Below are 13,933 nucleotides of genomic sequence, written 5' to 3'. Positions count from 1 at the left end.
CTTTTCGCGCCTTTTTTCGATCGCGATACGAATTACGGGCCCGGTGTTCCGGGTGGCCTGAGCGCCGCTGGAGCCGCCGGGAGTTTCGCGCGCGCCACTCGCGCCTGTTCCAGAACATCAACGCATATTGCCCAAAGTGGCACCGGTTTCGGGAAAACGATATGCGTGAGAGCAAAGACTTCAACGCCCGGGCTTTTCGCCGCCGGGCACCCTGAGATGGCAGATCAATGACCGATACACCTACGTCCGAGACGATCGACTATTCCAAAACGCTTTATTTGCCCCAGACGGATTTCCCGATGCGCGCCGGCCTGCCCGAGAAGGAGCCGGGCTTGGTCAAGCGCTGGCAGGACATGGACCTCTACAGGAAGCTGCGCGAGGAGGCCGCCGGCCGCGAGAAATTCGTGCTGCATGACGGCCCGCCCTACGCAAACGGCAACATCCATATCGGCCATGCGCTGAACAAGATCCTCAAGGACGTCATCAACCGTTCCTTCCAGATGCGCGGCTACGACGCCAATTACGTGCCTGGCTGGGACTGTCACGGCCTGCCGATCGAATGGAAGATCGAGGAGCAGTATCGCGCCAAGGGCAAGAACAAGGACGAGGTGCCCGTCAACGAGTTCCGCAGGGAATGCCGCGACTTCGCCACGCATTGGATCAAGGTGCAGGGCTCAGAGTTCCAGCGCCTTGGCGTCATCGGCGATTTCGACAATCCCTATACGACCATGGCTTACCACGCCGAGTCGCGCATCGCCGGCGAGCTGTTGAAATTCGCCATGTCCGGCCAGCTCTATCGCGGCTCGAAGCCGGTGATGTGGAGCGTTGTCGAGCGCACCGCGCTCGCCGAGGCGGAGGTCGAATACCAGGACTATGAGAGCGATACCATCTGGGTGAAGTTTCCGGTCGCGAGCCTCGCGCAGCCGGTCGCCGGCGCCGCGCCGGCGCTGGATGGGACAGCGCTCGACCTGGTCGAGGCGCATGTCGTCATCTGGACCACCACGCCCTGGACCATCCCCGGCAACCGTGCCGTCAGCTATTCGCCGCGCGTCGTCTATGGCCTCTATGAGGTGACGGCGGCCGAGAATGCTTTCGGCCCGCAGCCCGGCGAGAAGCTGATCTTTGCCGATGCGCTGGCGGAAGAGTCCGCGGCCAAGGCCAAGGTCACGTTGAACAGGCTTCACGGCGTCTCGGCCGAACAGCTTGCAAGCCTTACGCTTTCGCATCCTTTCAAGGGTCTCGCGGGCGGTTATGAGTTCCCGGTGCCGATGGTCGCCGGCGAGCATGTCACCGACGATGCCGGCACCGGCTTCGTCCACACAGCGCCCAGCCACGGCCGCGAGGACTTCGACGCCTGGATGGACGCGGTTGCCGAGCTGCTCAAGCGTGGCGTCGACACCGCAATCCCTTTCCCGGTCGACGATGCCGGCTTCTTCACCAAGGACGCGCCGGGTTTTGGTCCGGACCGCGAGGGCGGGCCGGCGCGCGTCATCGACGACAACGGCAAGAAGGGCAATGCCAACCAGGTGGTGATCGAGGAATTGATCAAGCGCAACGCGCTCTTCGCGCGCGGCCGGCTGAAGCACAGCTATCCGCACTCCTGGCGCTCGAAGAAGCCGATCATCTTCCGCAACACGCCGCAGTGGTTCGTCTATATGGACAAGGACCTCGGCGACGGCACGACCTTGCGCAGCCGCGCGCTGAAGGCGATCGACGACACCCGCTTCGTGCCGGCTGCGGGCCAGAACCGCATCCGCGCCATGATCGAGGAGCGCCCCGACTGGGTGTTGTCGCGCCAGCGCGCCTGGGGCGTGCCGATTGCCGTCTTTGCCGACGAGGACGGCAATGTGCTGCAGGACGAGGCGGTCAACCAGCGCATCATGGACGCCTTCGATAAGGAGGGCGCCGATGCCTGGTTCGCCCCCGGCGCCAAGGAGCGCTTCCTCGGCAATCACGATGCTTCGAAATGGCACCAGGTGATGGATATCCTGGACGTCTGGTTCGATTCCGGCTCGACGCATGTGTTCACGCTTGAAGACCGTCCGGACCTCAAATGGCCGGCCGACGTCTATCTCGAGGGCTCGGATCAGCATCGGGGCTGGTTCCATTCCTCGCTGCTCGAAAGTTGCGGCACCAGGGGCAGGGCGCCTTACGAGGCGGTCATCACCCATGGCTTCACCATGGACGAAGAAGGCCGCAAGATGTCGAAGTCGCTCGGCAACACCGTCGTGCCGCAGGACGTCATCAAGCAGTCCGGCGCCGATATCCTGCGGCTCTGGGTGGTGACGACCGATTATTGGGAAGATCAGCGGCTCGGCAAGAACGTGCTGCAGACCAATATCGACGCCTATCGCAAGCTCAGGAACACCATCCGCTGGATGCTGGGCACGCTCGCGCATGACGACGGCAAGGATGTGCCGGTGGAGACGATGCCGGAGCTGGAGCGGCTGATGCTGCACCGGCTGTCCGAGCTCGACGAAGTCGTGCGCCATGGCTACGACGCGTTCGAGTTCAAGCGCATCACCCGCGCGCTGCTGGATTTCATGGTGGTCGAGCTCTCGGCCTTCTATTTCGACATCCGCAAGGACGCGCTTTACTGCGATGGTCCGTCGAGCCTGCGCCGCAGGGCGGCCGTGCAGGTGGTGCGCCATCTTTTCGAATGCCTGGTGAAATGGCTGGCGCCGATGCTGCCCTTCACCGCCGAGGAAGCCTGGCTCGACCGCCATCCGGAAGCGGTCTCGGTGCATCTTGATCAGTTCCCGGCAATCCCGCAAAACTGGCGCAACGAGGCGCTGGCCGAGAAATGGCGCAAGGTGAGGCAAGTGCGCCGCGTTATCACCGGCGCGCTGGAGATCGCGCGCGCCGAGAAGCTGATCGGCTCGTCACTCGAGGCGGTGCCGGCGGTGACGCTCGACGACGCGGCGCTGGAAGCGGCCATCGCCGATATCGACATGGCCGAGATGGCTATCACCAGCGACCTCGTCATCAAGCATGGCAAGGCGCCGGAAGGCGCCTTCACCCTCGATGACGTCAAGGGCGTGGCGGTGCTGGTAGAGAAAGCCGAGGATCTTGGGCTGGTCAAATGCGCGCGCTCCTGGCGCTACACCGCCGATGTCGGGCAGGACCCGGAATTCCCGGATGTCTCGGCCCGCGACGCGGCCGTGCTGCATGAGCTGAAGGCACTTGGGCGTTTCTAGGCGCATGTCTCCCGAAAGTGGGAACCGGTTTCGGGATAAAGACATGCACCCATCAAATAAGTGCATGTCGCCCAAAAGTGTGCAGCGGTTTTGGGCTAACGACATGCCCATCAAACAAGTGCAAAAGTACCACGCCGGGCAGCCCATATCCGCCCGTGCGTTGCCCTTAATAAGTGGTTGAGGTAAACACGCGACACTCCGGCAGACAAATTGTCGCCGGATTTCCATCGCAAATGCGGGGAAGAAGGGGACCGTGCCCTTGGCCGGTGGCGACCGAAAGGCTGTTAGAGTGGGACTTATTGGCATGACCGACAGAATGTTTGCGCGTGCCGCGCTGCTGGCGCCGCTTGTGGTATCGGCCATGGCTTTGTCCGGCTGCATGAGTTCGCCGACCTACGGAACCGACAAGACCGCCGCCGCGCAGCTCTTCGACGACGTGTCCGGCGCCGCGGCCATCACGCCGAAGCATCGTGATCCGATCGACTACAAGCCTCGCCCCGATCTGGTGAAGCCCGCGCCGGGCCAGAAGGAAAACCTGCCGCCGCCACAGCAGAGCATCCAGACGGCGAGCACCGATTGGCCCGAATCGCCCGAGGCGCGCCGCGCCCGCATCCGCGCCGACGCCACCGCGCACCAGAACGATCCTAACTACCAGCCGGAAGCGGTCGAGGACGTGCAGACCGACCCGGTGTCCGTGAAGAAGGCGATGGATGATTCGGGGTCCAGCCACCCGCCGCGCTGGACGCCGGAAGATTCCAACACTACCCGCAAAGCCGAGATTCAGCGCCGGCTTGCCGAACAGAAGCAGGGCGACCCGAGCACCCGCAAATATCTGAGCGAGCCGCCGCTTGCCTATCGCCAGGCCTCCGCCGCCGCGCCGCAGAACGAACTCGGCGAGGACGAGTATAAGAAGGAGCGCCGCCTCAAGGCGCAGGCGGAAGGCAAGAAGGGCGGCTGGTTCGACTGGCTCGGCCTGTAGGCCGGACTGGCCGCGCAGGCCTACGTTTCCCGTCTCTCGCGAAAGAAATCCTTGAGGATGACGGCGGCGTCGCTCTCGCCGATCCCCGGATAGATGTCCGGCGCGTGGTGACAGGTGGGCGAAGCGAAGAAGCGCGTGCCGTTGACCACCGCGCCGCCTTTCTCGTCGGCGGCACCGAAATAGAGCCGGCGCAGCCTCGCGAAGGAGATCGCGCCGGCACACATCGCGCAGGGCTCCAACGTGACATAGAGGTCGTGGCCGGTCAGCCGCTCGCTGGCGAGTTCCCGGCAGGCCTCGCGGATCGCCAGCATCTCGGCATGCGCCGTCGGATCGGCAAGCTCGCGGGTGCGATTGCCGGCTTTCGCGATCACCGTGTTGCCATTGGCGATCACCGCGCCGACCGGCACTTCGCCGCGGCTGGCGGCCGCCTCGGCCTCTTGCAGCGCCAAGGCCATGAAATCGGGTCGTTTCAAGCGGTTTCCATTCCGATTACTCCTCGCCACCCGAGAGTGATCCTGTTATCTAGCGCGAGACCCTGAAAACCGGAATCGGTTTTTGACGCGCCGCTGGATGCGCAAAATCAAGATGACACTGCCTGCGTTAGGCGTCCGAAAGGGCGCGCGGCGCTGTAGCAGGTGAAGACGAGCAAAGTAATGGACGACGACAAGAAATCTTCACGCGGACCGCGCAAGGGCGGCTCGAAACCGGCGGGCCAGCCTGACCGCAAGCCGGCCTACGGCGCCAAGAAGCCGTTCGCCAAGCGTGAGCGGCCGATGGCGGCCGAAGGCGAGCGCCGCGATGTCGACGGCGGACGCCGCGACTTCAAGCGCGGCTACAAGCCACGCGAAGCGGGCGAGGGTGCGGAGCGCGCCGAAAAGCCGTTCCGTAAAGGTCCGCGCCCAGACGGCAAGCCCTCCGAGAAGCGTGAAGGCCGCAAGCCTTACGCACCGCGCGGAGACCGGCCGATGGCCGCTGAAGGCGAGCGCCCGGCCCGCGATGTCGACGGCAAGGGCCGCGACTTCAAGCGCGGCTACAAGCCGCGTGAAATGGGTGAAGGCGGGGAGCGTGGTGACAGGCCGTTCCGCAAAGGTCCGCCGCGCGACGGCAAGCCTTTCGAAAAGCGTGAGGGCCGCAAGCCCTACACACCGCGTGGCGACCGGCCGGCAGCCGCCGGAGACGAGCGGGGCGAACGACGTTTCGAGCGCCCCAAGCGCGAGTTCGGCGACCGCCCGGCACGCGACTTCGCCGACCGGCCGAAGCGTGATTTCAGCGATCGACCGCCGCGCGACAGCGCTCCAAGAAAGCCGGAGGGCGGCTTCAAGCCCCGTCCGCGTCCCGGCGAAGCAGAACCAGAGAGCGGCGAGCGCATAGCCAAACGGCTGGCGCGCGCCGGCATCGCGTCGCGCCGCGACGCCGAGGAACTGATCGCGGCCGGCCGCGTCAAGGTCAACGGCAAGGTGCTGGACTCGCCGGCCTTCAACGTCAGCGCCTCCGACGTCATCCATCTCGACGGCACCGAGATCCCGCCGATCGAGCGCACGCGTCTCTTCCTGTTCCACAAGCCGGCGGGCGTCGTCACCACCAACCGCGATCCGGAAGGCCGCAAGACCGTCTTCGACGTGCTGCCGTCCGATCTGCCGCGATTGATGACGATCGGCCGGCTCGACATCAACACCGAGGGCCTGCTTCTGCTGACCAATGACGGCGGGCTGTCGCGCGTGCTCGAGCTGCCGGCCACCGGCTGGCTGCGGCGCTACCGCGTGCGCGTCCACGGCAAGGTCGAGGAGAGCGCGCTTGCCGGCTTGCGCGACGGCATTGCCGTCGACGGCGTCTTCTATGGTTCGGTCGAAGCCTCGCTGGACCGCGAGCAGGGCACCAATGCGTGGCTGACCATCGGGCTGCGCGAAGGCAAGAACCGCGAGGTCAAGAACATCCTGGGTGCGCTTGGCCTCGATGTGACCCGGCTGATCCGCATCTCTTATGGGCCGTTCCAGCTTGAGGATCTTCCCGAGGGCCATGTGCTGGAGATCAAGGGCCGCGTGCTGCGCGAACAGCTCGGCGAACGGCTGATCGAGGAATCGGGTGCCAACTTCGATGCCGAGATTCAAAAGCCGTTTTCCAACAAGCCGGTGCGCGGCAGCGGACCGCGCCGCGAAGAGGCCGACCGGCCGAAATTCACGCGCGACGGCGACCGCCGGCCGATCGGGGAGGGCGGATTGATCAAGGCGCGCAAGCGCCGCGAGGACAGCCGCGACGAGGCGCTGAGCAAGCTTTCGACAAAGCCGGACAGGGCGTTTGGGCCGGACAGGGCGTTTGGCGAGCGCGGCCCGAAATCCGATCGCGGCGGTTTCGGCGACAAACCTCGCAGTGGGTTTGGCGACAAGCCCCGGTTCGGCGGCAAGAAATCCGAGCGCGAGCAGCGGCCGATTGAGCCGCCGGGCCAGCGCAAGGCCAATGTCTGGATGGCGCCGGGCGCCCGGCCGATCGGCAAGGGCAGGGCGGAAGCCGACGCCGCCAAGGCCGCCGAGGCGAAGGCGCGCAAGGCATCCTACAAGCCGGGCGGCAAGGGCAAGCCGGGCGCAAAGCCTTTCGGCAAGCCCCGCGGCGAGCGCCCCGAAGGCGATGGCGGCAACAGGCCGCGTGGTCCGAAGAGGGGCGGCGATGCGGATCGTCGGCGGTGAGTTCCGCGGGCGTCCGCTGGCGACGCCGAAAAGCAATGCCATCCGCCCGACCACAGACCGCACCCGCGAGGCGGTGTTCAACGTCCTGACGCATCGCTATGCCGAAAAGCTCGAGGGCGGCCGCGTGCTCGACCTCTTCGCCGGCACAGGCGCGCTCGGGCTGGAGGCGCTGTCGCGCGGCGCCTCCTACTGCGTCTTCATCGAGGAATCGACGGAAGGGCGCGGCCTGATCCGCGAGAATGTCGAAGCCTACGGGCTCACCGGCCGCACCAAGATCTTCCGCCGCGACGCCACGCAACTCGGTGAAGCCGGCACGATCTCCCCGTTTGATCTGATCTTTGCCGATCCGCCCTACGGCAAAGGGCTCGGCGAGCGCGCGCTGCGCTCGGCCAAAACCGGCGGCTGGCTTGTGCCTGGCGCGCTCTGCGTCGTCGAGGAGGCGGCCTCGGCGCCATTCGAACCGGGCGCCGGCTTTTCCGTAATGGATGAACGCAATTACGGCGAAACGGTCATCCGTTTCATCGAGGCCGACTAGATTGCTCTAGCCACGCCTCGAAAATGACGAACAATTCACTTTGCCTCGCCAGCAAGCTTTCCTATCGTCGTGCACCCGGGACCGGAGAATTTGATGACACCAACGAGGATTGGGCTGCGCGCGGCGCTTCTTGTCGGCACGCTGGCGCTCGCGGCGGCTCCGGTCCGTGCGGCCGACGATGGCGAGGTCAAGGATTTCCTGCTCGACAACGGCATGGAGGTGGTCGTCATCCCGGACCACCGCGCGCCGATCGTCACCCACATGGTCTGGTACAAGATCGGCAGCGCCGACGAGCCGCCCGGCAAATCCGGTATTGCGCATTTCTTCGAGCATCTGATGTTCAAGGCCACGGCGAACCATGCCGCCGGTGAGTTCGACCGAGCCGTGTCCGAGATCGGCGGCTCGAACAACGCCTTCACCTCGTACGACTACACCGCCTTCCACGAGACGGTGCCGCCTTCGGCGCTCGAGCAGATGATGGGTTTCGAGGCCGATCGCATGCGCAACCTGATCTTGACCGACGATGTCATCAAGACCGAGCGCGACGTGATCCTGGAGGAGCGCCGCTCGCGCATCGACAGCAATCCGCAGGCGGTGCTGGATGAGGAGGTCGATGCGACGCTCTGGCAGAACCAGCCCTACCGCATTCCGGTGATCGGCTGGATGCAGGAAATGGAGCAACTGAACCGTCCGGATGCGAAAGCCTTCTACGACAATTACTACCGGCCGAACAACGCGGTGCTGGTGGTCGCGGGCGACGTCGACCCGGATACCGTCAAGGCGATGGCCGAGCGCACCTACGGCAAGGTTGCGCGCGGCCCTGACCTGCGGCCGCGCATCCGCCCGGTCGAACCGGAGCAGAACACCAAGCGGACAGTGACGCTCACCGATGCGCGCGTTTCGGTGCCGAGTTTTTCGACGCAATGGGTCGTGCCGTCCTATCACACGGCCAAGCCCGGCGAGGCGGAGGCGCTCGACCTGCTGGCCGAGATCCTCGGCGGCGGCAACCGCAGCCGTCTGTACCAGGAGCTCGTCGTGAAGCAGGGGATCGCCTCCGACGCGGCAGCCTACTTCCAGGGCACCATGCTCGACGACACCAACTTCACCGTCTATGGCGCGCCGCGCGGCGACGCCAAGCTCGCCGATGTCGAGGCGGCGGTCGACGCCGAGATCGCCCGCATCATCAAGGACGGCGTGAGCGACGATGAGCTGGAGCGGGCCAAGACCCGCTATGTGCGCTCCATGATCTTTGCCCGCGACAAGCAGGACGACATGGCCATTATGTTTGGCTCCACGCTTGCCACCGGCGGCAATGTCAAGGATGTCGAGGAATGGCCGGACCGCATCCGCAAGGTCACCGCCGATGAGGTCAAGGCGGCTGCTGCCCGCTACCTGGTGCTCGATCGTTCGACCACCGGCTATCTCTTGCCGCAACAACAGGCGGGGAACTGATCGATGAGCTTGGTACTTGTGCGCCTAAGCCGCTCGTTCTTGCCTTCTCCCCTTGTGGGAGAAGGTGGCCTCGCGAAGCGAGGTCGGATGAGGGGTGTTCCAGCTTGGCAAGGACGGCGATCGGGCCAGTACCCCTCATCCGTCTCGGCGCTGCGCGCCGATCCTCCTTCTCCCACAAGGGGAGAAGGAGGGCGCCTCTACCGCGCCTTCGCCACCTTGTGTTTTGCCCTGTTCTTCCTGCTTCTGCCGGCGCTCGCCGCGCGCGCCGAGATGAACATCCAAGAGGTGAAGTCGAAGGAGGGCGTCACCGCCTGGCTGGTGGAGGACCATTCTATCCCGCTGATTGCCATCCGCTTCGTCTTCGATGGCGGCAGCGCGCAGGATCCGGCCGGCAAGGAGGGGCTTGTCAACCTGATGACCGGCCTGTTCGACGAAGGCGCCGGCGATCTCGACAGCGATGCCTTCCAGCAGAAGCTCGACGATGCCGGCGCCGAGATGAGTTTCCAGGCAGCGCGCGACGGTACCTATGGCACGATGCGCATGCTGTCACAGGAGAAAAACGAGGCTTTCGACCTGCTGAAACTTGCCGTCGACCGGCCGCGCTTCGACCAGGCGCCGATCGACCGTATCCGGGCCCAGGTGCTCTCCGGCATCCTCGCCAACGAGCGCGATCCGAACACGGTGGCGCAGCGCCGCTGGCTGCGCGCCATCTATGGCGAGCATCCCTATTCGCGCTCCGACCAGGGAACGAAGGATAGCCTGACCACCATTACCGCCGATGACATCAAGGCCTTCCACAAGGCCAATTTCGCCCGCAACGGCCTGCGTGTGGCGGTGGTCGGCGACATCGACGTCGCGACGCTGAGCAACAAGCTGGACGAGGTGTTCGGAGGCTTGCCTGAAAAGCAGACATTGGCCCCGGTGGCCGATGTCACGCCCAAGCTCGGGCAACAGCTCGAAGTGAACTACGATTTGCCGCAGACCTCGCTGCAGCTCGCCTGGCCGGGCGTGAAACGCAGCGATCCGGATTTCTTTGCCACGGTGTTGATGAACGAGATCCTTGGCGGCTCGACCTTCACCTCCCGGCTGTTCTCGGAGGTGCGTGAGAAACGCGGCCTCGCCTATGGCGTCAGTTCCGATCTCGTCGACAACGAGCATTCCCACTCGCTGCTCGTAACGACGGCGACGCGTTCCGACCGCGCAGCCGAAACGCTTTCGATCGTGCGCCAGGTGGTGAAGGACATGGCTGAGAACGGCCCCACCGAGGAGGAGCTTGCGGCGATCAAGAAATACATGATCGGCGCCTACGCCATCAACAATCTGGATTCCTCCAGCTCCATTGCCGCGACGCTGGTCGAGCTGCAGGTCGACAATCTCGGCATCGACTATATGAAGCGCCGCGCCGCGCTCATCAACGCGGTGACGCTCGCCGACGTCAAGGCGGCGGCGAAGAAGCTTCTATCGGCCGATCCCGCCGTGATGGTCATCGGCCCGCCGCTGGCGGGAGGCGGCAAGGGATGAGCCCGACCTTCGGCGTGGCCTTCGGCGGCGGCGGCGCACGTGGTCTCGCTCATATCCATATCGTCGAGGCTCTCGACGAACTTGGCATCGAGCCGGTGGCGATCGCCGGCTCGTCGATCGGCGCCATCATGGGCGCCGGCATGGCCTCGGGCATGCGAGGGGCCGAGATCCACGGCTATGCTCGCTCGATCCTCGGCAGCCGCGCCGAGGTGGCCGCGCGCATGTGGCGCTCGCGGCCGGGCACGATCGCGGAGGCCATGCAGGGCGGCATCCGCGTCGGCCAGTTCAATGTCGAACGCATCCTGAAAGCCTTCCTGCCCGACGCCATCCCCGCGACCTTCGAAGAGCTGAAGATCCCGCTCAAGGTGACGGCGACCGACTATTTCGGCCACAAGCTGGCAGTGTTCGAAGAGGGCGACCTGCAATCGGCGCTGGCAGCCTCGGCCGCCATTCCGGCGGTGTTCCGCCCGGTCACGCGCGATGGCCGCGTGCTGATTGACGGCGGCATCTACAACCCGGTGCCCTTCGACCTCATCGAGAAGGACGCCGACATCATCGTCGCCATCGATGTGGTGGGCGCGCCGAGCGAGGCCGAGCGCAGGCATCCGACCACCGTCGATCTGATGTATGGCGCCACGCAGCTGATGATGCAGTCGATCATCGCCAACAAGCTCAGGCAGCACCGGCCGGACATTCTGATTCGCCCCGCGGTCTCGAAATACCGCGTGCTCGATTTCCTGAAGGTCGAAACGTTGATGGCCGATACGGTCGAGATCAAGGACGAGCTGAAGCGCGCCGTCGAGAAGGCCGTGGAAGCGCATGGCGGCGGCCGGCGGGGGAAGAAGAAGGTGGTCTGAGCGCCTCTTCCGACTGCACCCCTCAGGCGCATGCCGGCGCTCCGACCTCCAACTTCGGCCTGACCGGTCAACCGGGGATCGGCGATATCGCCAACGCCTTCGATGCGATGAACAGCCAGACGCATCCTGACGCTAGCTAGGCTCGAGGCGCATGAGGAGCCGAACCTTCTCGGCGGCATCGTCACCCTTTCGGCCATCGGCAGCCGGGCCGAGGTTGAGAACCGGGGCGGCGATCTCTATCGCCCTGAACCGCCGGCGACGGAAGAGACGAAGCTCAAGGCCGTTCCCTATTTCGCCTGGGACAACCGCGATCCTGGCGAGATGCTGGTCTGGCTGAGGGAAGGGTGACGTCTGCCGGCTTACAAATGCACGAAAGCCGTCAGCGGCAGGTGGTCGGAGGCAACGCGCGACAGCGGCGTGTCATGCGCCTCCACGGCTGAAACCAGGTCGTGCCGGTTGCCCATGATGCGGTCGAGCGCCAGCACCGGCAGGCCCGATGGAAAGGTGGGCACCGCCGGCGGCGTCGGGCCGAATGTGGTGTGCAGCGTGTTCAGCGCCGAGCGGTTGCCGAGCCGCCATTCGTTGAGGTCGCCGAGCAGCAGCGTCGGCCTTTCGTCCGCGCTGTTCATGATGTCGAGCACGACGCGGGCCTGTTCGGAGCGCGAGCGGCGCAACAGGCCGAGATGGGCGGCAATGACGCGCAGGGTCCGTTTCTCGTCGAGATCGATCTCGGCAACCAGCGCGCCGCGCGGCTCCAGTCCCGGCAGCTTGATCTGGTGGACGTCGCGCACCGTGCCGCGCTTGAACAGAAGCACATTGCCGCGCCAGCCATGCCCCTTGCCGTTTCCGCTGACCGGCACCGGCACCAACCCCGTCTCCAGTTCCAGGCGGGCAAGGTCGAGCAGCCCGGCCTTGTCGCCGAAACGGTTGTCGGCTTCCTGCAGCGCGATCACGTCGGGGCAGATTTCGCGGATGACGCGCGCCGTCCGTTCGGGATCGAACCTTCGGTCCGTGCCGATGCATTTGTGGACGTTGTAGGAGGCAACGACGACTTCGGCGCCATTGACACGCTTGCGCGGTGTCGCCTTCGCCTTGCGCGCGTTCCTGGCGCGGATCGACAGGAGCACGGTCTCCGGGAGGCTGCGTCCTTTTATGTCGTTTGTCTCCATGGTCCCGATGCTCGTTTTTCTGTTCTAAAGATAGGGTGATCCCAGCCATAGCAAACGGTCGAAGACGCGGACTATGAATGGCCTTGCCTTCAGCGTCTCCAGCGTCACCGGCTCGGCGGCGGCGATAGCGGCCCCAATGCGGGCGTCGATTTCGGCGGCAAAGTTTTGATCCAGCACTTCCATGTCGATCTCGAAATTCAGCCTCAGCGAACGGGCGTCCATATTGGAGGAGCCGACATAGGCCCACACCCCGTCGATCGCCATCAGCTTCGAATGGTCGAACGGGCCGTCGTGGCGCCAGACGCGGCAATAGTGCTTCAGCACCTGGTCGAACTGCGCCGTCATCGCATGGTCGACGAGGAAGAGGTTGTTCACCGCCGGCACGACGATGTCGATTTCGACGCCGCGGCGGCCGGCCGTGGTCAGCGCGCTGATGAATTCCCGGTCCGGCAGGAAATAGGGCGACATGATGCGGATCGATTTGCGGGCCACCGAGAATGCGCCCATCAGCAGTTTGAGGTTGGTTTCGTTGGAGGCGTCCGGTCCGGTCGCGACCGCGCGCACCAGCACCGGCTGCCCGGGCGGCGGCGCGGCGCGCTCGACCTGCCATGGCCAGTCCTTCAAGGCCTCGTTGCCGGCAAAACGCCAGTCCTCGGCGGCAACCGAGAACAGGTCGGCCACCACCGGCCCGGTGACCTCGAAATGCGTGTCCCGCGAGCTTTCGGAACCGGCGAACTCGGCGGAGAAGCCCTTGCGGATGTTCAGCCCCCCCGTGAACGCCACGTCACCGTCGACGACCAGGATCTTCCTGTGCGTCCTGAGGTTGGCATAGGGAAGTCTCAGGCCCATGACGATGTTGCCGTTGAAGAGGTCGGCAGTGACGTCGGCTTCCCTGAGCTGCTTCAGGATGCTCGGCACCGAATAGCGCACACCGACGGCATCGATCAGCACTCGCACAGTGACGCCGCGCTCGACTGCGTTGCCGAGCGACTGGACGAAGAGCGCCCCGACCGCGTCATTGTCGAAAATATAGGTTTCCAGAAGCACGCTTCTTTGCGCCGCGTCGATCGCCCGGCACATCGCGGTATAGGCTTCATCGCCGGTCTTGAGCACGGCGATGGTGTTTCCCGAGGTGAGCGGACACCGCGCCACCCTGTCGCCAAGCGTCTTCAGCCCGGTGAAGCGCTGGCCGTATTCGGCATTGATCAAGGCTTCCAGGGCGACGTCGCGGTCGTGCCTGGCGGCGGCCGCCTCGCTGGAGACGGGACGCATGGCGCTGATCGTCGCGCGGCGGATGCGGTTGATGCCGGCAATGGCGTAGATGATCGCGCCGAGGAAGGGCGACAAAAGCATCACGCCCACCCAGCCGGTAGCGGCGCGCACATCCTCCTTGGTCATGATGGCGTGGACGATGCCGACCGCCGCCATCGCCAGCGAGAGGATCAGGATAAGCGTGGACCAATGACTCGCAATCGCCTCAAACATCGGCCCGACTATTGTGCGAGCCGATGCGGAAGGCAATGCGGCGCGTCATTCCCGCGC

Annotated in this window: 11 protein-coding genes; 8 read left to right on the top strand and 3 right to left on the bottom strand. The window is 65.1% G+C overall.

Annotated elements, in window-relative coordinates:
- Window positions 1-227: 227 nt before the first annotated feature.
- On the top strand, window positions 228-3,197 hold the full coding sequence (gene ileS, locus ACWGS9_RS25990; protein WP_454507945.1) for an isoleucine--tRNA ligase: 2,970 nt from the start codon (window positions 228-230) through the stop codon (window positions 3,195-3,197).
- A gap of 304 nt (window positions 3,198-3,501) precedes the next feature.
- A complete protein-coding gene (locus tag ACWGS9_RS25985; protein WP_454507944.1) occupies window positions 3,502-4,176 on the top strand; it encodes a hypothetical protein in 675 nt (224 codons plus the stop codon).
- A gap of 20 nt (window positions 4,177-4,196) precedes the next feature.
- Here the strand turns inward: ACWGS9_RS25985 and ACWGS9_RS25980 are convergent, their stop codons facing one another.
- Entirely contained in the window at window positions 4,197-4,649 is a 453-nt protein-coding gene (locus tag ACWGS9_RS25980) for a nucleoside deaminase (RefSeq protein ID WP_454507943.1), read from the bottom strand.
- 180 nt (window positions 4,650-4,829) lie between these two features.
- On the opposite strand from ACWGS9_RS25980, the gene ACWGS9_RS25975 reads away from it, so the two are divergent.
- From ACWGS9_RS25975 to ACWGS9_RS25950, 6 genes are all read left to right on the top strand, one after another.
- A complete protein-coding gene (locus ACWGS9_RS25975) occupies window positions 4,830-6,857 on the top strand; it encodes a pseudouridine synthase (RefSeq protein WP_454507942.1) in 2,028 nt (675 codons plus the stop codon).
- Entirely contained in the window at window positions 6,838-7,392 is a 555-nt protein-coding gene (gene rsmD, locus ACWGS9_RS25970; protein WP_454507941.1) for a 16S rRNA (guanine(966)-N(2))-methyltransferase RsmD, read from the top strand. Before ACWGS9_RS25975 ends, rsmD begins: the two co-directional genes overlap by 20 nt.
- 93 nt (window positions 7,393-7,485) lie before the next feature.
- Window positions 7,486-8,844 (top strand): M16 family metallopeptidase, encoded by a 1,359-nt coding sequence (locus tag ACWGS9_RS25965; protein WP_454507940.1) that lies wholly within the window; start codon window positions 7,486-7,488, stop codon window positions 8,842-8,844.
- 87 nt (window positions 8,845-8,931) lie between these two features.
- A complete protein-coding gene (locus ACWGS9_RS25960) occupies window positions 8,932-10,365 on the top strand; it encodes a M16 family metallopeptidase (RefSeq protein ID WP_454507939.1) in 1,434 nt (477 codons plus the stop codon).
- Window positions 10,362-11,222: a patatin-like phospholipase family protein gene (locus tag ACWGS9_RS25955; RefSeq protein ID WP_454507938.1), complete on the top strand. Its 861-nt coding sequence runs from the start codon at window positions 10,362-10,364 to the stop codon at window positions 11,220-11,222. Before ACWGS9_RS25960 ends, ACWGS9_RS25955 begins: the two co-directional genes overlap by 4 nt.
- 123 nt (window positions 11,223-11,345) lie before the next feature.
- On the top strand, window positions 11,346-11,570 hold the full coding sequence (locus tag ACWGS9_RS25950; RefSeq protein WP_454507975.1) for a hypothetical protein: 225 nt from the start codon (window positions 11,346-11,348) through the stop codon (window positions 11,568-11,570).
- An 11-nt stretch (window positions 11,571-11,581) separates the two neighbouring features.
- Here ACWGS9_RS25950 and ACWGS9_RS25945 read toward each other — a convergent pair whose 3' ends face one another.
- Window positions 11,582-12,391, bottom strand: a complete 810-nt coding sequence (locus tag ACWGS9_RS25945) for an endonuclease/exonuclease/phosphatase family protein (RefSeq protein WP_454507937.1) — start codon at window positions 12,389-12,391, stop codon at window positions 11,582-11,584.
- Window positions 12,392-12,415: 24 nt separating this feature from the next.
- Window positions 12,416-13,876 carry a phospholipase D-like domain-containing protein gene (locus ACWGS9_RS25940; RefSeq protein ID WP_454507936.1) on the bottom strand — a complete coding sequence of 487 codons (1,461 nt, stop codon included), beginning with the start codon at window positions 13,874-13,876 and terminating at the stop codon, window positions 12,416-12,418.
- Window positions 13,877-13,933: the final 57 nt, after the last annotated feature.

This window comes from Mesorhizobium sp. Arg314, assembly GCF_053714275.1.
Note: the sequence above shows the minus strand (reverse complement) of the source record. Positions and strands in the feature narration are given on the sequence as shown.

What these genes read in the sequence shown, in the direction of transcription:
- ACWGS9_RS25965 (WP_454507940.1), top strand. Translation starts at nt 7,486, where the DNA reads ATGACACCAACGAGGATTGGGCTGCGCGCGGCGCTTCTTGTCGGCACG.
- rsmD (WP_454507941.1), top strand. Translation starts at nt 6,838, where the DNA reads ATGCGGATCGTCGGCGGTGAGTTCCGCGGGCGTCCGCTGGCGACGCCG.
- ACWGS9_RS25945 (WP_454507937.1), bottom strand. Translation starts at nt 12,391, where the DNA reads ATGGAGACAAACGACATAAAAGGACGCAGCCTCCCGGAGACCGTGCTC.
- ACWGS9_RS25940 (WP_454507936.1), bottom strand. Translation starts at nt 13,876, where the DNA reads ATGTTTGAGGCGATTGCGAGTCATTGGTCCACGCTTATCCTGATCCTC.
- ACWGS9_RS25985 (WP_454507944.1), top strand. Translation starts at nt 3,502, where the DNA reads ATGACCGACAGAATGTTTGCGCGTGCCGCGCTGCTGGCGCCGCTTGTG.
- ACWGS9_RS25960 (WP_454507939.1), top strand. Translation starts at nt 8,932, where the DNA reads ATGAGGGGTGTTCCAGCTTGGCAAGGACGGCGATCGGGCCAGTACCCC.
- ileS (WP_454507945.1), top strand. Translation starts at nt 228, where the DNA reads ATGACCGATACACCTACGTCCGAGACGATCGACTATTCCAAAACGCTT.
- ACWGS9_RS25955 (WP_454507938.1), top strand. Translation starts at nt 10,362, where the DNA reads ATGAGCCCGACCTTCGGCGTGGCCTTCGGCGGCGGCGGCGCACGTGGT.
- ACWGS9_RS25975 (WP_454507942.1), top strand. Translation starts at nt 4,830, where the DNA reads ATGGACGACGACAAGAAATCTTCACGCGGACCGCGCAAGGGCGGCTCG.